21 protein-coding genes and 1 tRNA gene are annotated in these 19,209 nt (G+C 66.9%); 10 read left to right on the forward strand and 12 right to left on the reverse strand.

Going from position 1 to position 19,209, the window contains the following annotated elements; genetic code table 11:
* Nucleotides 1–4: 4 nt before the first annotated feature.
* The gene (locus ASD05_RS15225; RefSeq protein ID WP_056594483.1) at nt 5–823 is read right to left on the reverse strand and encodes an SDR family NAD(P)-dependent oxidoreductase; all 819 of its coding nucleotides are present in this window, start codon (nt 821–823) and stop codon (nt 5–7) included.
* Nucleotides 824–983: 160 nt separating this feature from the next.
* On the opposite strand from ASD05_RS15225, the gene ASD05_RS15230 reads away from it, so the two are divergent.
* Nucleotides 984–2,213 carry a YihY family inner membrane protein gene (locus tag ASD05_RS15230; RefSeq protein WP_235507970.1) on the forward strand — a complete coding sequence of 410 codons (1,230 nt, stop codon included), beginning with the start codon at nt 984–986 and terminating at the stop codon, nt 2,211–2,213.
* Between the two features lie 134 nt (nt 2,214–2,347).
* On the opposite strand, the gene ASD05_RS15235 is transcribed toward ASD05_RS15230, so the two are convergent.
* Nucleotides 2,348–2,437: transfer RNA gene (locus tag ASD05_RS15235), tRNA-Ser, on the reverse strand.
* Nucleotides 2,438–2,494: 57 nt separating this feature from the next.
* A complete protein-coding gene (gene serS, locus ASD05_RS15240; RefSeq protein ID WP_056593758.1) occupies nt 2,495–3,826 on the reverse strand; it encodes a serine--tRNA ligase in 1,332 nt (443 codons plus the stop codon).
* A gap of 61 nt (nt 3,827–3,887) precedes the next feature.
* Between serS and ASD05_RS15245 the strand changes: the two genes are divergently transcribed.
* The gene (locus tag ASD05_RS15245) at nt 3,888–4,289 is read left to right on the forward strand and encodes a VOC family protein (protein ID WP_007836081.1); all 402 of its coding nucleotides are present in this window, start codon (nt 3,888–3,890) and stop codon (nt 4,287–4,289) included.
* Nucleotides 4,290–4,394: 105 nt separating this feature from the next.
* Here the strand turns inward: ASD05_RS15245 and ASD05_RS15250 are convergent, their stop codons facing one another.
* The 3 genes from ASD05_RS15250 to ASD05_RS15260 are packed head-to-tail and all read right to left on the reverse strand — an operon-like array spanning nt 4,395 to nt 6,765.
* Nucleotides 4,395–5,360 carry a threonine/serine dehydratase gene (locus ASD05_RS15250; protein ID WP_056593761.1) on the reverse strand — a complete coding sequence of 322 codons (966 nt, stop codon included), beginning with the start codon at nt 5,358–5,360 and terminating at the stop codon, nt 4,395–4,397.
* Nucleotides 5,357–6,325, reverse strand: coding sequence for a 4-hydroxy-3-methylbut-2-enyl diphosphate reductase (gene ispH / locus ASD05_RS15255; RefSeq protein WP_007839273.1), 969 nt, complete (start codon nt 6,323–6,325; stop codon nt 5,357–5,359). The genes ASD05_RS15250 and ispH overlap by 4 nt, the downstream gene beginning before the upstream one ends.
* Nucleotides 6,322–6,765, reverse strand: coding sequence for an FKBP-type peptidyl-prolyl cis-trans isomerase (locus ASD05_RS15260; protein WP_056593764.1), 444 nt, complete (start codon nt 6,763–6,765; stop codon nt 6,322–6,324). The genes ispH and ASD05_RS15260 overlap by 4 nt, the downstream gene beginning before the upstream one ends.
* A gap of 108 nt (nt 6,766–6,873) precedes the next feature.
* Here ASD05_RS15260 and radC point away from each other — a divergent pair, with 108 nt between their 5' ends.
* Both radC and ASD05_RS15270 read left to right on the forward strand, forming a co-directional pair.
* Nucleotides 6,874–7,551, forward strand: coding sequence for a RadC family protein (gene radC / locus ASD05_RS15265; protein WP_007839271.1), 678 nt, complete (start codon nt 6,874–6,876; stop codon nt 7,549–7,551).
* Nucleotides 7,551–8,207: a Smr/MutS family protein gene (locus tag ASD05_RS15270; RefSeq protein ID WP_056593769.1), complete on the forward strand. Its 657-nt coding sequence runs from the start codon at nt 7,551–7,553 to the stop codon at nt 8,205–8,207. The genes radC and ASD05_RS15270 overlap by 1 nt, the downstream gene beginning before the upstream one ends.
* Before the next feature lie 145 nt (nt 8,208–8,352).
* Here the strand turns inward: ASD05_RS15270 and ASD05_RS15275 are convergent, their stop codons facing one another.
* The 3 genes from ASD05_RS15275 to fabV are packed head-to-tail and all read right to left on the reverse strand — an operon-like array spanning nt 8,353 to nt 11,258.
* Nucleotides 8,353–9,576, reverse strand: coding sequence for an NAD(P)/FAD-dependent oxidoreductase (locus ASD05_RS15275; RefSeq protein ID WP_056593771.1), 1,224 nt, complete (start codon nt 9,574–9,576; stop codon nt 8,353–8,355).
* A 38-nt stretch (nt 9,577–9,614) separates the two neighbouring features.
* Nucleotides 9,615–10,034: a group II truncated hemoglobin gene (locus tag ASD05_RS15280; protein WP_007839268.1), complete on the reverse strand. Its 420-nt coding sequence runs from the start codon at nt 10,032–10,034 to the stop codon at nt 9,615–9,617.
* Nucleotides 10,035–10,061: 27 nt separating this feature from the next.
* Nucleotides 10,062–11,258, reverse strand: a complete 1,197-nt coding sequence (gene fabV, locus ASD05_RS15285; protein WP_056593775.1) for an enoyl-ACP reductase FabV — start codon at nt 11,256–11,258, stop codon at nt 10,062–10,064.
* 186 nt (nt 11,259–11,444) lie between these two features.
* Here fabV and ASD05_RS15290 point away from each other — a divergent pair, with 186 nt between their 5' ends.
* From ASD05_RS15290 to ASD05_RS15310, 5 genes are all read left to right on the forward strand, one after another.
* Entirely contained in the window at nt 11,445–12,272 is an 828-nt protein-coding gene (locus ASD05_RS15290) for an ABC transporter substrate-binding protein (RefSeq protein WP_056593778.1), read from the forward strand.
* Between the two features lie 168 nt (nt 12,273–12,440).
* Nucleotides 12,441–13,136, forward strand: coding sequence for an amino acid ABC transporter permease (locus tag ASD05_RS15295; RefSeq protein WP_056593781.1), 696 nt, complete (start codon nt 12,441–12,443; stop codon nt 13,134–13,136).
* A gap of 13 nt (nt 13,137–13,149) precedes the next feature.
* A complete protein-coding gene (locus tag ASD05_RS15300) occupies nt 13,150–13,860 on the forward strand; it encodes an amino acid ABC transporter permease (RefSeq protein ID WP_056593785.1) in 711 nt (236 codons plus the stop codon).
* Nucleotides 13,857–14,600, forward strand: coding sequence for an amino acid ABC transporter ATP-binding protein (locus ASD05_RS15305; RefSeq protein ID WP_056593788.1), 744 nt, complete (start codon nt 13,857–13,859; stop codon nt 14,598–14,600). The genes ASD05_RS15300 and ASD05_RS15305 overlap by 4 nt, the downstream gene beginning before the upstream one ends.
* 16 nt (nt 14,601–14,616) lie before the next feature.
* Nucleotides 14,617–15,630 carry an isopenicillin N synthase family dioxygenase gene (locus ASD05_RS15310; RefSeq protein ID WP_235507971.1) on the forward strand — a complete coding sequence of 338 codons (1,014 nt, stop codon included), beginning with the start codon at nt 14,617–14,619 and terminating at the stop codon, nt 15,628–15,630.
* Here the strand turns inward: ASD05_RS15310 and ASD05_RS15315 are convergent.
* The 3 genes from ASD05_RS15315 to ASD05_RS15325 form a co-directional block, all read right to left on the reverse strand.
* Complete coding sequence (locus ASD05_RS15315; protein ID WP_056593793.1) at nt 15,573–15,908, reverse strand: hypothetical protein; 336 nt, start codon at nt 15,906–15,908, stop codon at nt 15,573–15,575. The genes ASD05_RS15310 and ASD05_RS15315 overlap by 58 nt on opposite strands.
* Entirely contained in the window at nt 15,905–16,597 is a 693-nt protein-coding gene (locus tag ASD05_RS15320; protein ID WP_056593796.1) for an HAD family hydrolase, read from the reverse strand. The genes ASD05_RS15315 and ASD05_RS15320 overlap by 4 nt, the downstream gene beginning before the upstream one ends.
* A gap of 64 nt (nt 16,598–16,661) precedes the next feature.
* Nucleotides 16,662–18,002 (reverse strand): MFS transporter, encoded by a 1,341-nt coding sequence (locus ASD05_RS15325; RefSeq protein ID WP_007839257.1) that lies wholly within the window; start codon nt 18,000–18,002, stop codon nt 16,662–16,664.
* A gap of 178 nt (nt 18,003–18,180) precedes the next feature.
* Between ASD05_RS15325 and cyoA the strand changes: the two genes are divergently transcribed.
* Complete coding sequence (cyoA, locus tag ASD05_RS15330) at nt 18,181–19,209, forward strand: ubiquinol oxidase subunit II (RefSeq protein ID WP_056593799.1); 1,029 nt, start codon at nt 18,181–18,183, stop codon at nt 19,207–19,209.

Consider the following 19,209-nt stretch of genomic DNA (forward strand, 5'->3'; position numbering starts at 1 on the left):
TTCGTTATGCCTTGGCCCCTGGCAGTTCCGCCCCGGCTTCGGCCTTGCGGCGGCGAAGGGTCGGCAGGCCGACGCCCGCCGCGTCGAAGCCACCGTCGACGGCCACGACCTGGCCGTTGATGAAGCTCGCTTCGGGGCTGCACAGGAAGCCGATGACATTCGCCATCTCCTCGGTGGTGCCGTAGCGGTTCAGCGGAATCGCGTCGTAGTAGTCGGAGCGGATCGCCACGCTGTGAACGAGCTTGGCCATTTCGGTTTCTACCGGGCCGGGGGCGATGACGTTCACGCGCACGCCGGCATCGCCGAGCTCGACCGCATGCTGCTTCGTCATGTGGATGAGCGCGGCCTTGCTGGTGCCATAGGCCACGCGAAGCGTGCTGGCCCGCAGCCCGGAGATCGAGGCGACGTTGACGATGGCACCGCCGCCGTTGCCAGCCATCACCGCGCCGAACGCCTGGGTACAGAGGAAGGCGCCATCGAGGTTGGTGGCCATCACCGTGCGCCATTCCTTGAAGGAGGTTTCCAGCACCGGCTTGAAGATGGCCACGCCGGCGTTGTTGACCAGCGCGTCCACGCGGCCGAACTTTGCAACGACGGCCGCCACGGCGCGGTCGACCTGCGCCGGATCGGACACGTCGCAATGGATGCCGAGCAGATCGCCGGGGCGGGCGATCTCCGAGATCGTTCTGTCGAGCGTTGCGCTGTCGCAGTCGAGCAAGGCGACCTTGCAGCCGTGGCGAAGAAACCATTCGCCGACGGCGCGGCCGATGCCGCGGGCGCCTCCGGTGACGACGGCGATGCGGGCTGGTGATGTGGTGCTCATGATGTGGTGCGTTGGGTTGAAGGGAAAAAAGGAACTCGGGATCCGGAAGCCGGCAGCCATTCCTCGGGCGTGACCTCGAAGGTCACGTGCGGGCCGGGCAGAAGCTTAGTGCTTCGGGGCCGCCGCGACGCACGCGCCGTGCTGGCCGCCGGCCGACACCATGCGCAAGCGTGCCCTGGAGGCCGCTCAGGGCTTCATGGGTTCGCTGTCGCTCGGCTTCATCAGCCTGCCGGCCTATTCATTCTTGCCGCCGATGCTGCGCGCCTTCACGGAGGACTACCAGCATGAAGGGCGAGAAGACCATCGTCGAGACGGTCGCCATCTGGCGCAAGTCCGACGATTCGCCGCAGGTGAAGGCGCTGCTGTCGTGCTTGCCGAAGATCCGGCAACGGGGCGGCTGAGTGAATGCCTCGATCTACGACGCATCGAAGGTAGGCCTTGCCGAAAGGCGTCAGCTGCAGGCCTCAAAATCGCATGCAGCGGCTTGTCCGTCCGCGAAGCCAGCCGCCCCCTCCTCTTTCAGCGATACATGTTCACTCTGACCCGCCTGACGATCCACCGCGCCAGGAAAGAACGCCTGCCCCAGGTCGCCGGAAGCCTGACATTCACGACCTTGCTGTCCATCGTGCCCTTGCTGGCCACGAGCTTCGCGCTGTTCACGAGATTCCCGATCTTCAAGCGATTCAAGGACGCGATTCATGAGTTCCTGCTGAGCAGGCTGCTGCCGCCAGACATCGCGCGCACGGTCCTCAAGTATCTGGACCAGTTCGCCGCGAATGCCAGCAGCCTGACCTGGGTCGGCTCGCTCTTCTTGCTGGGGACCGCCGTCGCGATGTTGCTGACCGTCGAGAACGCGTTGAACCAGATGTGGGAGGTGAGGAGGAATCGGCCCTTCTTCAGAAGGGTCGGCCTGTACCTGCTGATGCTGGCCGTCGGGCCACCCGTGATGGGTCTGAGCCTGTGGGCAACGTCGTACGTGCTGGGCGTTTCCCTGGGTCTGATCGGCGCCTTGCCACCATCGCTCGCCTTCGTGCTCGACCTCGGGCCGCTCGTGCTCGGCGTGACCGCACTGACGAGCATGTTCTATTTCGTTCCGAACACGAAGGTGCGGCTACGCGACGCCATCGCGGGCGGCTTGATCGCCAGCACGGCTTTCGAGCTGGGCAAACGGGGCTTCGCCACCTACCTCGTCAAGGTGCCGACCTACAAGGCGCTGTACGGGGCGTTCGCGGCCTTTCCGATCTTCTTGCTGTGGGTGTACTTCTCGTGGCTGATCACGCTGGTCGCGGCCATGATCACGGCCAACCTGGCTCTTGCGCGGCGGCGACAGCCGGGGAAAGCAGCTCGGACCGGGCAGCGAAGTCAACGGGAAGTCATGCAGCGGCCCTAGTCTCGCGCCCCGAGCGCCACCAGCTCCCTTCGAAGCAGTCCTGGCGTTCTTTGCCGACAGCGAAGAATGCGGGGTGGAAACAATGGTTCAGAAAATAAAAAAGCGCCCCGAAAGGCGCTTGTTTATTGACTTCTTGGAGGAGAGGGAGGGATTCGAACCCTCGGTACTATCGCTAGTACGCCTGATTTCGAGTCAGGTACATTCGACCACTCTGCCACCTCTCCGGTGCTGTCGAGCCTCAGATTATAGCCGAGAAAAACGAGGCTTCGAGGCCTCACGTCTCAGCCGCGCAAAACTTCGAGCCCACCGAGGTACGGACGCAACGCTGCGGGCACGTTGATGGAGCCGTCTTCGTTCTGGTGGTTTTCCAGCACAGCCACCAGCGCGCGGCCCACCGCCAGGCCGGAACCATTGAGGGTATGCACGAGTTCGTTCTTGCCCTGCGCGTTCTTGAAACGGGCCTGCAAGCGGCGCGCCTGGAAGGCTTCGCAGTTCGAGACCGAGCTGATCTCGCGATAGGTGTCCTGCGCCGGCAGCCACACCTCGAGGTCGTAGGTCTTGGCGGCCGTGAAGCCCATGTCGCCGGTGCACAGCAGCACCAGGCGGTACGGCAGTTCCAGCGCCTGCAGCACGGCTTCGGCGTGGCCGGCCATCTGCTCGAGCGCGTCGTAGCTCTTCTCAGGATGCACGATCTGCACCATCTCGACCTTGTCGAACTGGTGCTGGCGGATCATGCCGCGCGTGTCGCGCCCGGCGCTGCCGGCCTCGGAGCGGAAGCACGGCGTATGGGCCGTGAGCTTGATGGGCAGTTGCGCCTCGGGCACGACCTCGTCGCGCACGAAGTTGGTCAGCGGCACTTCGCTGGTCGGAATGAGATACAGCGCCGAATGGTCGGGCACGGGCTCGCCGTCCTGGCCGCCCTTTTTCGCGGCGAACAGGTCGCCTTCGAACTTGGGCAGCTGGCCGGTGCCGCTGAGCGTGGCGGCGTTGACCACGTACGGCACGTAGCACTCGGTGTAGCCGTGCTGTTCGGTCTGCAGGTCGACCATGAACTGCGCGAGCGCGCGGTGCAGGCGGGCGATCGGGCCCTTCATGACGGTGAAGCGCGAGCCCGAGAGCTTGGCGCCCATCTCGAAGTCGAGGCCCAGCGGCGCACCGAGATCGACGTGGTCCTTGGGCGCGAAGCCCAGCGGCGTGGCATTTGCGCCGGCGCCGCCCTTCGGGGCCCAGCGGCGCATCTCGACGTTGCCGGCCTCGTCTTCGCCCAGCGGCACGCTGGCGTGCGGCAGGTTGGGCACGGCGAGCAGCAGCGCGTGCAGCGCGGGCTGGATCTCTTCGAGGCGCCTGGACTGCGATTCCTGCTCGGCCTTCAGCGCGTTGACTTCGGCCATGAGCGCATCGACCGATTCGCCCTTGGCCTTGAGCGGGCCGATCTGCTTGTTCAGCGTGTTGCGGCGCGCCTGGATTTCCTCGGTGCGGGTTTGCAGCGTCTTGCGCTCGGCCTCGAGCGCGGTGAACGCCGACACGTCGAGGTACGGCTGGTTCTTCTTGCGTTTTTCGAGGCCGGCCACGGCGGAGGCCAGGTCTTTGCGGAGCAGGGTGATGTCAAGCATGGGGGGATTTTAGGTGGGCGTAGCATCGCGATCCCACTCACCCACCTCGAAGGGGAAAACGATGGAAGCCTATCTGACATTCAACGGCAATGCCGCCGAAGCGCTCGCCTTCTATGCCAAGGCGCTGGACGGCAAGGTCGCCTTCAGCATGACCTTCGGCGAGAGCCCGATGGGCGCCCAGACGCCGGCCAGCCACAAGGACAAGATCATGCACGCCACCCTCGAGGCCCGCGGCCACAAGCTGATGGCCTCGGACGCCCCGCCGGAGTGGCCCTTCGAGGGCTACAAGGGTTTCTCGCTCTCGGTGCAGGCGAACAGCGTGGACGAAGGCAAGAAGCTGTTCGACGCGCTGGCCGAAGGCGGCAAGGTCACGATGCCCTACGGCCCGCAGTTCTGGGCCAAGGGCTTCGGCATGCTCACCGACAAGTTCGGCGTGGCGTGGATGGTGAACTGCGAAAAATGAAGGCCCCCCGGCTTTTCACTGCGCTTCGCTCCGTGTAATTCGCCACCCCCCAAGGGGGAGGCGCGGCTCGCCTTGGGGCGGCCCGGCGGCGGCGGCCTTCGACTCTCAGGCGACCGTCGCGGGGTCGACGTTCGCCCCGCAGATGATCAGGCAGACCTTCTCGCCCGCGCGCGGCACGTAGGCACCGGTCTGCAGCGCGGCCAGCGGCAGCGCTGCGGCCGGCTCCACCGCCAGCTTCAGCTCTTTCCACAGCCACTGCTGGGCGGCGCGGATGGATTCATCGGACAGCAGGAGGGCGTGCCGCACCTGCTGTTGCGTGATCTCCCACGAAATGGCGCCGAGGCGGCGCGCCCCGAGCGAATCGGCCGCGATGCCGCCCACCTCCACGTCGACCGGCTCGCCGGCCTCGCGAGCGCGAAACAGCGTGGGCGCTTTTTCGGGTTCGAGCGCCACCACACGGGCGCGCTGCTCGAACCAACCAGCGAGGCCGCCGATCAGCCCACCGCCGCCGACGCTCACGAGCACCGCATCGGGAAGACCGCCCTGCTCTTCGATCTCGCGGCCGAGCGTGCCCGCGCCGGCCACCACTTCGGGCTGGTCGTAGGCGTGGGTGAGCAAGGCGCCGGATTCCTTCTGACGCGTCAGGCAGGCGGCCAGCGCATCGGGGTAGAGCTCGCCGACGACGACCACTTCCGCACCCAGCGCACGCAGCCGCGCGCGCTTGGCCTCAGGCGACACGCCCGGCAGGAACACCTGGCAAGGCACGCCCAGCGCGCGCGCCGCGGCCGCCGTGGCAATGCCCGCATTGCCACCCGAGGCCACAACCACGCCGCTGTCGGGAATGTCGTTGGCCAGCAGCCGGTTCATCATGCCGCGCGCCTTGAAGCTGCCGCTGACCTGCATGTGCTCGAGCTTCAGCCAGATCTCGGCGCCCGGCGCCGCGACGCCGAAGGCGGCCGCGGGCAGCTTCCATAGCGGGGTTTCGCGCAAAAAGTGGCCAGCACGCTCGCTCAGCCTGCGGGAGGCGCTATCTATTTCAGAGCGCCAGTCGGGGGTTTTCTTGTCGTTCAAGAGATGTGTCCTGGAGGCGGAATGTCGTCGAGCTTGAGCCCCTTGGGCAGCGGAAACTTGATGGTTTCCTCGATGCCGTCCATCTTGCGGACCGACACCGCGCCGAACGCGCGCACGCGCTCGATCACCTCGCGCACCAGCACCTCGGGGGCCGAGGCGCCGGCGGTGAGGCCGATGCGCGTCTTGCCCTCGAACCACTCGGGCTTGAGCTCTTCGGCCGAATCGACCATGTAGCTCTCGGTGCCCAGCCGCTGCGCCAGTTCGCGCAGCCGGTTGCTGTTGGAACTGGTGGGGCTGCCGACCACGATCACGAGGTCGACCTGCGGGCTCATGATCTTCACCGCGTCCTGGCGGTTCTGGGTGGCATAGCAGATGTCCTGCTGCTTGGGCTCTCGCACGGCCGGAAAGCGCGTGCGCACGGCGGCGGCGATCTCGGCCGCGTCGTCCACGCTCAGCGTGGTCTGCGTAACCACCGCGAGCTTCTCGGTCTGCGAGGGCGAGACCTTCGCCACGTCGGCCACGTCTTCGACGAGGTGAATGCCGCTGCTGAGCTGGCCCATCGTGCCCTCGACCTCGGGGTGCCCCTTGTGGCCGATCATGATGAACTCGAAGCCCTCCTTCGCGAGCTTGGCGACCTCGACGTGCACCTTGGTCACCAGCGGGCAGGTGGCGTCGAAGATCTCGAAGCCGCGGTCGCGCGCCTCCTGCTCCACCGCCTTGCTCACGCCGTGTGCGCTGAACACCAGCGTGGCGCCGGGCGGCACGTCGGACAGTTCCTCGATGAAGATCGCGCCCTTGGCCTTGAGCTCGTTCACCACGTAGGTGTTGTGCACGATCTCGTGGCGCACGTAGATCGGTGCGCCGAACTTGGCAATGGCGCGCTCGACGATCTCGATGGCGCGATCGACACCCGCACAGAAGCCGCGCGGTTCGGCAAGGATGACTTCCGAGATATCGGGGTTCATAGCACGCCGATCAGCTTCACTTCGAAGGTGACGGGCTGGCCGGCCAGCGGATGGTTGAAGTCGAAGCGCACCGCCGTGTCATTCGATTCGATCACCGCGCCCGCATAGCTGCCCGTGCCGTCGGGCGTGGGGAACTGCACGACGTCGCCCGTGGCGTATTGCTCGTCGGGGTCGCCCATCTGCGCGAGCAGCTTCCTGGCCACCCACTGCTGCATGTCGGGGTTGCGCTCGCCGAAGGCCTCGCCGGCGGGCAGCTCGAAGGTGGCATGCGTGCCTTCTTCCAGGCCCATCAGGCGCTGCTCCATGGCTGGAGAAAGCTCGCCGGTGCCGAGCGACAGGGTCGCGGGCTTGTCGGCGAAGGTGTTGATGATGTCGCCCGCCGGGCCGGCCAGCCGGTAGTGCAGGGTCAGGAAGGAGCCGGAAGTCACGAGTTGGGACATGGGGGCAACGGAGGTGGGCAAAGACAAGGTGGGTGTCCCGATAAACTGGACCTCATTTTAAGGACCGGGGCTTCACCCGGCTCCGCCAAGGTTTCACCCCAGGGTTTCATGGCATTCAAGGATCTCCCTCTCGACGCCCGTCCCCGCGAAAAACTCATCTCGCGAGGGGCATCCGCGCTGGCCGACGCCGAGCTGCTGGCCCTGCTGCTGCGCACCGGCGTGGCGGGCATGAACGTGCTGCAGCTGGCGCAGCAGCTGCTCGAGCGCTTCGGCGGCCTCTCGGGCCTGCTGCATACCGGCGCCGAAGAGCTCAAGACCATCAAGGGCATGGGCGGCAGCGCCAAGCGCTCCGAACTGATCGCGGTGCTCGAACTGGCGCGCCGCGCCATGGGTGAAAGGCTCCGGGAGCGCACGGTGTTCGACTCGCCCGACGCGGTCAAGCAGTACCTGCAGCTGCACATCGGCTCGCGCCCCTACGAAGTGTTCGCGGTGGTGTTCCTCGACGTGCAGCACCGCATGATCGCGCTGGAGGAAATGTTCCGCGGCACGCTCACGCAGACCAGCGTCTATCCGCGCGAGGTCGTCACGCGCGCCATCCACCACCAGGCCGCGGCCGTGGTGCTGGCGCACAACCACCCCAGCGGCAACATCGAGCCCTCGCGCGCCGACGAGTCGCTCACGCAGACGCTGCGCGCCGCGCTGGCGCTGGTGGACGTGCGGGTGCTCGACCACATCATCGTGAGCCCCGGACAGAGCTTCTCGATGGCCGAGAAGGGCGTGCTCTGATGGCCGCACGCGCCCCGTCTCTCAAGAACCTCGCCGACCTCAAGCAGGTGCAGCGCACGCTCGCCGAAACCCGCGAGCGCGAAGCCGCCGAGGCGGCCGCAAAGGCCGCGGCCGAACGCAAGCTCGCCGCCGAGAAAGACCTCTTTGCCCGTGCCATCGGCGCCACCGAGCCGCTGCGCCGCAAGGCCGCAGTGCCGCTTGCGCCGCTGCCGCCAGCACCGATCCCGGTGCAGCACCAGCTCGACGAACAGCGCGTGCTGCGCGAGTCGCTCTCCGACGAGTTCGACGTGACCACGCTGCTCGACGTGGACGACGCCATGAGCTTCCGCCGACCCGGCATCGGCACCGACGTGACGGCGCGGCTGCGCAAGGGCGAATGGGCGATCCAGGGGCAGGTCGACCTGCACGGGCTGCGCAGCGACGAGGCGCGCGAGGCGCTCGGCGGCTTCATCCGCAATGCCAGCAAGCAGGGGCTGCGCTGCGTGCGCGTGGTGCACGGCAAGGGCCTGGGCTCGCCAGGCAGGCAGCCGGTGCTGAAGACCAAGGCGCAGCGCTGGCTGATCCAGAAGAACGAGGTGATCGCGTTCGTGCAGGCCAAGCCCGCGGAAGGCGGCGCCGGGGCCTTGGTGGTTCTGCTGGCGCCAGCGCGGCGCTGACGCTTTCTGCCTTGCTCCTTCCCCTTCCGGGGGAAGGCTGGGATGGGGGCTCGCGGCCTCTGCACGGGCCGTGCCTCATCCACCGCCGTCGTGCCCCCACCCCTACCCTCCCCCAGCGGGGGAGGGAGCAAGACACGCAGGCGGCTTACGCCAAATGGTTCTTCAAGGGAACCGCCGCATCCGCCACCGCCGCAGCATCAGGGCTGCGGCCTGCTTCAAGCAGCTTGCGACTCATCATGTGGTCGACCGGCGCGTTCACCGACTCCACGCATACAAGCTGCCCATCGACGTAGTGGAACAGCGAGAACGCATCAGGCTTCGGCCCTGGCCGGCGCACGCTGTTCAGGCCCGGCGTGCCTTCGGCCGGCATCAGGCCCACCATCTGCAGTCGCATGCCGCCCTGGTCGGACCAGAACCACGCGACCGCGTCGTGCGCACGCGCCGCGCCGGTCAGCGTGGCCACCGCGGTGCGCGCCTGGTCGTTGGCGTTCTGCACCGATTCGAGCCGCAGCGCGCGGCCCGCGCGGCGATCGGGGAAGCGCGTGCAGTCGCCCACCGCGAGCACACCGGCCGCGCTAGTCTGCATGTGGCCGTCGACCACGATGCCGTCGGCGCACTCGATGCCGGCCGCCTGTGCGAGCGCCGTCTCGGGCACGGCGCCGATACCGAGCAGCAGGAGGTCGACCGGCTGCTTCACGCCGTTGACCTGGATCGACACCAGCCGGTCGCCTTCGACTTCGAAGGCACCGGTCTGCGCGCCGAGCACGATGTCGATGCCGGCCGCGCGATGAGTGGCGAGCACATGCGCCGACAGCTCGGGCGACACGGCGCGGCCCAGCAGGCGCGGCGCGCTTTCGATCACCTGCACTGACTTGCCGAGCGCCTTGGCGGTGGCCGCCACCTCGAGCCCGATGAAGCCGCCGCCGAGCACGGTCACCTTCTCGGCCGATGCAAGCCGCTCGCGCAGGCGGTGCGCTTCATCGGCAGCACGCAGGCTCGCGACGTTTTCGAGGCCCGGCTTCAGATCGGGCATCTGGCGTGCGCGCGTGCCGGTGGCCAGCACCAGGCGCTCCCACGGCAGCACCGCGCCCGAACGCAGCGTGACGGTGCGCGCCTCGCGGTCGATCGCCACGGCGGCGTCGCCCAGGTGCAGCGTGATGCCCGCTTCGCGGTACCAGTCGGCGGCCTTGTGCAGTTGCGTGGTTTCCTCCGCGCTCTTGAGGAAGGCCTTGGACAGCGGCGGGCGGTGGTAGGGCTCGCACGCCTCTTCGCACACGAGGTGCACGCGCGCGCCCTGCCCGGCTTCAGCGAGGCCGACGCAGAGCTGGGCCGCGGCATGGCCGCCGCCGATGATGACGATGGAATTCATGATGAGAGAAACGTCTTTCGGAATCGTTGTGGGGTCGGTCACTCGCCGCGGTTGCGCATCCAGTCGGCGGTCTTGAAGAAGGAGTCGCGCAGCCTTGCGCGCAAGTCCTCGGGCACACCCGTCTCGCCCATGGCCTGGTCCATGCAGGCCAGCCATTGGTCGCGCTCCTTGATGCCGATGGTGTGGCCGCCGATGCTCTGCGGCAGGTGGCGCGCGCGCAGCATCGGATGGCCGAAGCGGTCGGTGTAGTGCTGCGGCCCGCCGAGCCAGCCGCAGAGGAACCAGAACAGGCGCTGGCGCGCGTTGTCGAGGCTGGTGCCGTGCACGGCGCGCAATTGCGCATACGCGGGCTCGAGGTCCATCAGGTCGTAGAAGCGCTCGACCAGCGCCTCCACCTTCGGTTCGCCGCCGATCCAGTCGAACGGCGTGCCGGCGGGCGGCTTTTCTTGAATCTGCATGGGCGGGAGTATCCCTCCGGTCGCTTCCTAGACCTGCACGAGGCCCGGAATGTCCACATCCGGGTTCACGTCGGCCTCGTAGTCCACGCCCTCCACCGCGAAGCCGAAGAGGCGCAGGAACTCGGTCTTGTAGCCGGCGAAATCGGTGAGCTCGTAGAGGTTGTCGTTGGTCACCTGTGACCACTGCGCCTGCACCAGCGACTGCACCTGCGGCGCCAGCTCCTTGTAGTCCGCGCGCAGGCGGCCTTCCTCGTCGAGGTGCGGCGCGCTGCCGTAGAGGCTGTCGGCATAGAGCCCGTGCACCTGCTCGATGCAACCTTCATGCGTGCCCTGTGCCTTCATCACCTTGAACAGCAGCGACAGGTACAGCGGCATCATCGGAATGGCCGAGCTCGCCTGCGTGACCACCGCCTTCAGCACCGACACGCGCGCGTCGCCACCCTTGGCGGCCAGCTGTGCGCGAATGCCGAGCACCTTCTGGTCGAGATCCTTCTTGGCGGCGCCGATGGAGCCGTTCCAGTAGATATCGTGCGTGATCTGCTCGCCCAGGTAGGTGAAGGCCGTGGTCTTCGCGCCGTCGGCCAGCACACCGGCCTGCTGTAGTGCGTCGATCCACATCTGCCAGTCTTCGCCGCCCATCACGGCCACGGTGTTGTCGATCTCTTCCTGTGTCGCGGCTTCGAGCACCGTTTCCTTGATGGTCTCGTTGTCGGTGTCGAGGCCGCGCAGGTTCACCGACTTGCCGACCGGCTTGAGCACCGAGTTGAAGACCTGGCCCGTCTTCGGGTGCGTGCGGCGCGGCGCAGCCAGGCTGTAGACGACGAGGTCGACCTGGCCGAGGTCCGCGCGGATCGTGTCGATGGCCTGCTGCTTCACCGCATCGGAAAAACCGTCGCCGTTGATGCTCTTCGCATAGCGGCCTTCGGCGGCCGCTGCGCGGTGGAAGGCGGCGGTGTTGTACCAGCCGGGCGAGCCGGGCTTGCTCTGGCTGCCCGCGCGCTCGAAGAACACGCCGAGCGTGTCGGCGCCGCAGCCGAAGGCTGCCGTGATGCGCGCGGCCAGGCCATAGCCCGTCGATGCGCCGATCACCAGCACCCTCTTCGGACCGCCCGCGATGGGGCCCTGGGCCTTGACGTAGTCGATCTGCTGCCTGACGTTGGCTTCGCAGCCGGTGGGATGGGTCGTGACGCAGATGAAGCCGCGCACGCGGGGTTTGATGATCATGGGGATCTCGCTGGATGAGATGCGGGAAGAAGACAGTGGACGCGCGCTTTTTGGGCCGCGAATTTAACCCAGCCTGCAACGAACGTATTCAGCTTACCCATATGCATATGTCGATTGACGATTTATTGATCCGGGGTTTTGTTGATATGGTTCGGCCCTGAATTTCCTCCAGGAGAGAGACAACCCATGCGCCACACCCTGCTCGCCGCGGCCGTCGCCGCTTCCACCTTCATGCTCGGCACCCTCGCCCACGCCGACCAACTGGCCGACATCAAGAAAAAGGGCGAGCTGGTCGTCGGCGTGCTCGGCACCGACGAGCCCGCGACCTTCGTCGACCCCAAGACGCGCCAGATCGTCGGCTACGAAGTCGACCTGGTGAACGCCATTGCAAAGAAAATCGGCGTGAAGCCGGTGCTCAAGCAGATCGCGGTGGCCGCGCGCATTCCCGAGCTGCAGCAGGACCACGTGGACCTGGTCGCCGCCGGCCTCACGCACAACAAGGAGCGCGAGGCGCAGATCGACTTCTCGCTCACCACCTTCGTGACCGGCCAGAAGGCCATCGTGAAGAAGGACAGCGGCATCACCGAGGTGCCGCAGCTCGCCGGCAAGAAGGTGCTGACCATCCGCGGCGGCACGCAGGAACCCAACATCCGCAAGGCCGTGCCCAACGTCGAGGTCGTGACCTTCGACACGAGCCAGCAGGCCTTCCAGGCGCTGCAGCAGGGCAAGGGCGTGGGCTATGTGGACGACGAGGCCGCGCTGCTGCGCAGCTACGCCAAGCTCGGCCCGCAGAAGGCGCAGTACGTGGTGCTCAAGCAGAACCTGAGCACCGAGGCGCTGGCCATCGGCATCAAGAAGGGCGAGAGCGGCCTGAAGGCCGTGGTGGACGACACGCTGCGCGAACTCGAGAAGTCCGGCGAGGCGCAGAAGATCTTCATCAAGTGGTACGGCCCGAACACGGCCTCGGGCTTCCAGTCGCGCGACTTCAAGCTCGACAGCGACAAGATCGACTGAGCCCGGTCTTCGGTCTTTCTCCTTCCCCCTCTGGGGGAAGGCCGGGATGGGGGCAAGCGGCCTCAGCACAGGCCATGACGTTTCGATCGCCGTCGTGCCCCCACCCCAACCCTCCCCCAGCGGGGGAGGGAGCAAATTCCATCCGCGACGGTGATACTGTCGCCCCCCATGCCCCTGTTCGACTATTCCTTGCTGCTCACCGGCAAGTACCACGACATGCTGGTCGCGGGCCTGCTGCTGTCGCTGCAGCTGCTCGCGGCCGCGCTGGTGCTGGCGTTGCCCCTCGCGCTGGTGGTGGCGCTGCTGCGCCTTTCGCCCTTCGCACCGCTGCGCTGGCTCGGCTTCGCGTACGTCGAGTCGATCCGCAACATCCCGCTGCTCGCGCACATGCTGTTCTGGTACTTCGGCGCGCCCGAGCTGCTGCCCGAGGACATCAAGCAATGGCTCTACGCGGGGCACATCGAGGCCTACAGCGCGGTCATCGCGCTGTCGCTGTACACGGCGGCCTTCATGGCCGAGGACATCCGCAGCGGCATCCGCGCGATCCCCACGGTGCAGTTCGAGGCCGGCCGCGCGATGGGCTTCAGCTACCTCGCCACCATGCGCCGCGTGGTGCTGCCGCAGGCGCTGCGCGTGACGGTGCCGCCGCTGATCTCGCAGACGCTGAGCCTCTGGAAGAACACCTCCATCGCCACTGTGATCGGTGTGGCCGAGCTGATGTACCAGGCAGGCCAGGTCGAGAGCGCGACCTTCCGCAGCTTCGAGTCTTTCGCTTTCGCGAGCGCGGCGTACCTGACGGTGTCGCTGGCGATCACGGGGCTGGCGACCTGGTATCACCACCGCTTTCCGGTGAGAACCATATGAAGGCAGCTCGCTGATGCTCGACATCATCAACGACTACTGGGTCTACTTTCTCATCGGGCAGTACCCCAACGGCCCGCTCGGCGGACTGGTGCTCACGCTGCTGCTGGCCTCCTGCGGACTCGTGCTCGCCTTGCCACTGGGCATCGTGCTCGGGCTCGCGCGCGTGAGCCCGTGGCGCTGGCTGCGCTGGCCGGTCACGGCCTTCGTGTTCGTGGTGCGCGGCCTGCCGCTGCTGATGGTGATCTTCTGGGCCTATTTCTTCCTACCGAGCGTCACGGGCGTGAAGACCGACCAGTTCACCACCATGCTGATCGCGCTGGTGATATTCGATGCCGCCTACCTCGCGGAGATCGTGCGCGCCGGCATCCAGGGCCTGCCACGCGGGCAGATGGAAACCGCCCGCGCGCTCGGCCTGGGCTACGGCCGCGCGATGCGCCTCGTGGTGCTGCCGCAGGCGCTGCGCAGCATGCTGCCCTCGCTGGTGAACCAGTTCGTCTCGACCATCAAGGAGACCTCGCTGGGCTACATCATCGGGCTGGCCGAGGTGTCGTTCATCGCGACGCAGATCAACACCCAGGTGTTCACCAAGCCCGCGCAGATCTACCTCATATTGGGCGGCACGTACTTCATCCTCTGCTTCGGCCTGTCGCGCTTCGCCTACTGGCTCGAACGCCGGCTCGCGCGCCGCGGCATGTCCACCGTTGCACCCAAGGTGTCCGCATGATCGAACTCGAAAAAGTCAACAAGTGGTACGGCAGCTACCACGCGCTGGTCGATATCACCGAGACCATCCACAAGGGCGAAGTCGTCGTGGTGTGCGGGCCCTCGGGCTCGGGCAAGTCGACGCTGATCCGCACCTTCAACCGGCTGGAGCCGATCCAGTCGGGCCGCATCGCAGTGGACGACCAGGACATCCATGCGCCCGGCCTGGATGTGAACGCCTTCCGCTCGCGCATCGGCTTCGTGTTCCAGCAGTTCAACCTCTTTCCGCACCTCACGGTGCTGCAGAACTGCACCATGGCGCCGATGCAGCTGCGCGGGCTCACGCGCAAGGAGGCCGAGGAGCGCGCGATGGCGCTGCTGCAGCGCGTGGGCCTGTCGAACAAGGCGAACGCGTGGCCCAGCGAACTGTCGGGCGGCCAACAGCAGCGCGTGGCGATTGCGCGCGCGCTGGCCATGCAGCCGCCGCTGATGCTGTTCGACGAACCCACGAGTGCGCTCGACCCCGAGATGGTCGGTGAAGTGCTGCTGGTGATGCGCGACCTCACGCGCGACGGCATGACGATGGTCTGCGTGACGCACGAGATGGGCTTCGCGCGCGAGGTGGCCGACCGCGTGCTGTTCATGGACGAGGGCAAGGTGCTCGAACGCGCCACGCCCGATGATTTCTTCAACCGCCCTCAGCACCCACGCGCGCAGCAGTTTCTTTCGGACATCCGCTCGCCGTTCGCGCGGGACGCGTGACATGCTTTCGACGACGATGTCCACATCCGAATCCCTTCTCTCGCTGCCCGTGATCGACGTCTCGCCCCTCGTGGCCGGTGCGCCCGAACGCGATGGCGTGGCCGCGCAGATTGGCGCCGCCTGCCGCGCGCACGGCTTCTTCTACGTGACCGGCCACGGCGTCGACGCCGCGCTGGTGCAGCGGCTCGAAGACCTGAGCCACCGCTTCTTCGACCTGCCTGAAGAAGCCAAGATGCAGTGGCGCATGGCGCTCGGCGGGCGCGCCTGGCGCGGCTTCTTCCCGCTGGGCGGCGAGCTGACCTCGGGCCGGCCCGACTGGAAGGAAGGCCTCTACCTCGGCACCGAGCTGCCCGCCACACATCCGCTGGTGCAGGCGAAGACACCGGTGCACGGGCCGAACCTGTTCCCCGATGTGCCGGGCTTTCGCGAGACCATCCTCGACTACATGGCGGCCGTCACGCAGCTCGGCCACCGGCTGATGGAAGGCATCGCGCTGAGCCTGGGCCTGCCCGCGAGCTACTTCGCCGAACGCTACACGGCCGACCCGCTGATCCTGTTCCGCCTCTTCAACTACCCCTCGCAGCCAGTGCCCGAAGGGCTCGACGTGCAATGGGGCGTGGGCGAGCACACCGACTACGGGCTGCTCACCATCCTGCACCAGGACACCGTAGGCGGCCTCGCCGTGCACACGCCGGACGGATGGATCGACGCGCCGCCGATTCCCGGCTCCTTCGTCTGCAACATCGGCGACATGCTCGACCGCATGACCGGCGGGCTCTACAAGTCGACGCCGCACCGCGTGAAGCGCAACACCTCGGGGCACGACCGGCTGTCGTTCCCGCTGTTCTTCGATCCGAACTTCGAGGCTCGCGTGCAGCGCATCGACGGCCTTGCAGGTGCCGAAGCGCGCGACGACAGCGCCAAGCGCTGGGACCGTGCCAACGTGCACGCCTTCAGCGGGCGCTATGGCGACTACCTGCTGGCGAAGGTATCGAAGGTCTTTCCGCAGCTGCGCGACGAGGTGCTCTGAGGAGCAGGCGCAGGCAGGAGGCCGGGCTCTTCGAGGAAGACGTCCTCCCAGCGCTCGACTTCGGCGTCGGGGTCGGAAATGGGCACGAGCTTGTCGCTGCGGCAGTAGAAGGTCCAGCCCTCGAACAGCACGTCGTAGTAGGTGCCGGGCAGGTAGCGCTCGCTGGGCGCTTCGTAGGGCGCGGACACCACTTCCACAATCCGGCCCACGGCACGCTCGGTGAAAGGCGACGCCAGGCAGCTGTCGACCACGTGGCAGAGCGTGCCGATCTTGATCATGCGGGTTGCGCCTTCTGCGCCGCCTGTTGCGGAAACCAGCGCGGCAGGTGCCCCAGCGCGTCGTGCAACGAATCGAGCACGTGGAAGGCCTGCTCGACGATGGACTCGGGCGGATGCTTGAGATCGGGCACCACAACCACCCGCAGGCCGGCCGCCAGCGCCGCCTTGGCGCCGTTCTCGCTGTCCTCGAAGGCGATGCAGTCCGCCGGGTCCACGCCCAGGCGCTCGGCCGCGAGCAGGTAGAGCGCCGGATCGGGCTTGGCGCGCGCCACCTCGTCGCCGCCCGCGAAGGCCTCGAAGTGATGGAGCACGTCGAGGCTGCCGAGACAGGCCTGGATCTGCCCGCTGGTCGACGACGAGGCCACGGCGCAGCGCGTGCCGCGCTCGCGCAGCGCCGCCAGGAATTCGCCCGCACCGGGCTTGATGGGAAACAGCGGCGTGCCGTCGGAACGCGCCAGCTGCAGCCGCTGGCGCACATGGCCGATGGCATGGCGGTAGGCCTCCGGGCCGCCGAGCAGCGACGCGAGGATGCGTTCGGACTCGGCGGTGGCCAGGCCCACGACCTGCAGGTACTCGCTATGCGAAAGCTCGATGCCGAGCGTGCGGGCGGCCTCGATCCAGGCGGCCATGATGGGGCGCTCCGAATCGATCAGCAGCCCGTCCATGTCGAAAATTGCGGCGGCGAACATCGGAGCATCCTAATGAAAAAGGGGCCGAAACGGCCCCTTTTGGAAGAAACGGCTGCGCAGCCGGTCAGTCGCGCGCCAGCGCCCGGTTCAGCCCCAGCGCCGCGAGCGTGGCGACCGCGCCCGACAGCAGGTAGACGCTGACGTACGCCAGGCCGAAGTGGGCCGACAGGCCCAACGCGACCAGCGGCGCGAACGCCGCGCCGATCAGCCAGGCCAGGTCGGCCGTCAGGGCCGCGCCGACGTAGCGGTACTTGGGCGCGAAGTTCGAGGTCACGGCGCCGGCCGCCTGGCCGTACGACAGGCCCAGGATCACGAAGCCCACCAGGATGAAGATGTCCTGGCCGAGACGGCCACCGTCGAGCAGCGTGGGGGCGAAGCCGCTGAATGCGGCAATCACGGCAGCCAGGCCGCCCAGCGTGAAGCGGCGGCCGATGCGGTCGGCCAGCAGGCCCGAGGCCACGATGCCGGCTGCGGCCAGCACCGCGCCGATCATCTGCACGACCAGGAATTCGCTGACCGACTGGTCGGAGTACAGCGTGATCCACGACAGCGGGAACACGGTGATCAGGTGGAACAGCGCATAGCTGGCCAGCGCGGCGAAGGCGCCGATCAGCAGGTTGGCGCCCTGCGAGCGGACCAGCTCGGTCACGCTGGTGGGCTCCAGTTCGCGCTCTTCAAGCAGGCGCGAGTATTCGTCGGTGGCCACCAGGCGCAGGCGCGCGAACAGCGCCACCACGTTGATCGCGAAGGCCACGTAGAAGGAATAGCGCCAGCCCCAGTCGAGGAAGTCCTCGGACGGCAGGCTCGAATACAGGTAGGCGAACAACGCGCTGGCAATGAAGAAGCCGATGGGCGCACCCAGCTGGCCCAGCATCGCGTACCAGCCGCGGCGATTGGCGGGCGCATTCAGCGCCAGCAGCGAAGGCAGGCCGTCCCACGAACCGCCCAGCGCCAGGCCCTGGCCGAATCGGAACACCGACAGCAGCACGATGGCCGTGAAGCCGAGGCTCGCGTAGCCCGGAAGGAAGGCGATGCCGGCGGTGGAGGTGCCCAGCACGAAAAGCGCCAGCGTGAGCTTGGCTTCGCGCCCGAAACGTCGCTGGATCATCATCGAGATGACAGTTCCGAACGGACGCGCGATGAAGGCGAAGGAGAAGATCAGGAACGAGTACAGAACACCTTCGAGGTGTTGCTCGAAGGGGAAGAAGACCGCCGGGAACACCAGCACCGAGGCGATGCCGTAGACGAAGAAGTCGAAATATTCGGAGGCGCGGCCGATGATCACGCCGACCGCGATCTCGCCGGGGGCGATGTGCGAGTGGTCGTCGCCCTGCCGGGCGCCGCCGTGCTCGGGCGAGTTCGGCAGCGGCTGTGCGCCTTGCGGACTGATGCTGGACGTCGTCATTGCTTGCTGTAATTCAGGTGTCACGCCTGGACGCGACACATAAGACCATGGAGAACCTAGAGCGTCGCACCGAAACACATTTACCGCCATAGGACAAAACGTCCAATAGGCGAAACCCGTCTTCGAGCGTAGATTGTGGGGTCTTTTTGCGTCGCCCCTGCACCTCTTTTCCCCCGGCATGCACATCCTCAAGAACCTTCGCCGATCACTCCTGCTGCTTTCCGCCATGCTCCTGGCGGGCTGCAACACGGTGTTGATGAACCCCTCCGGCGACATCGCCAATCAGCAGGGACGCCTCATCGTCGTCTCCACCGTGCTGATGCTGATCATCATCATCCCGGTGATCGCCCTGACCATCTTCTTTGCCTGGCGCTATCGCCAGTCGAACAAGGAGGCCACCTACAGCCCCGACTGGGACCACTCGACCCAGCTCGAACTGGCGATCTGGGCGGCACCGCTGCTCATCATCATCGCGCTGGGCGCCATCACCTGGATCAGCACCCACACGCTCGACCCCTACCAGCCGCTGCGCCGCCTCGACGCGCAACGCGCAATCCCGGCCGAAGCCAAGCCGCTGGTGGTCGAAGTGGTGGCACTCGACTGGAAGTGGCTCTTCATCTACCCCGAGCAGGGCATCGCCACGGTGAACGAGCTGGCCGCCCCGGTGGACCGCCCGATCAGCTTCAAGATCACGGCCTCCTCGGTCATGAACTCCTTCTTCATCCCCGCGCTGGCCGGCCAGATCTACGCCATGCCGGGCATGGAGACCAAGCTGCACGCGGTGATCAACAAGCCGGGCGAGTTCGAAGGCTTCTCCGCCAACTACAGCGGCGCCGGCTTCTCGGGCATGCGCTTCAAGTTCCACGGCCTGAGCAACGGCGACTTCGACCAGTGGGTGCAGAAGGTCAAGGCCGGCAAGGACGGTGAACTCACGCGCGAGCTCTACCAGAAGAAGCTCGAAGTGCCGAGCGAGCGCGAGCCCGTGCGCCACTACGCATCGGTGGACCCCGCGCTGTACGACGCCATCCTCAACCTGTGCGTCGACCGCAACAAGATGTGCATGAAGGAAATGATGGCCATCGACGCCGACGGCGGCCTGGGCAAGCCCGGTGCCTTCAACGTCGCCACCAAGCAGGCCTGGCAGGCCGACTCCCTCGATTCGCCCAAGCGCAAGTACGTCACCGCGATGTGCACCACCGAAGAATAA

It is taken from the genome of Variovorax sp. Root434 (assembly GCF_001426595.1).
Taxonomy (GTDB): domain Bacteria; phylum Pseudomonadota; class Gammaproteobacteria; order Burkholderiales; family Burkholderiaceae_C; genus Variovorax.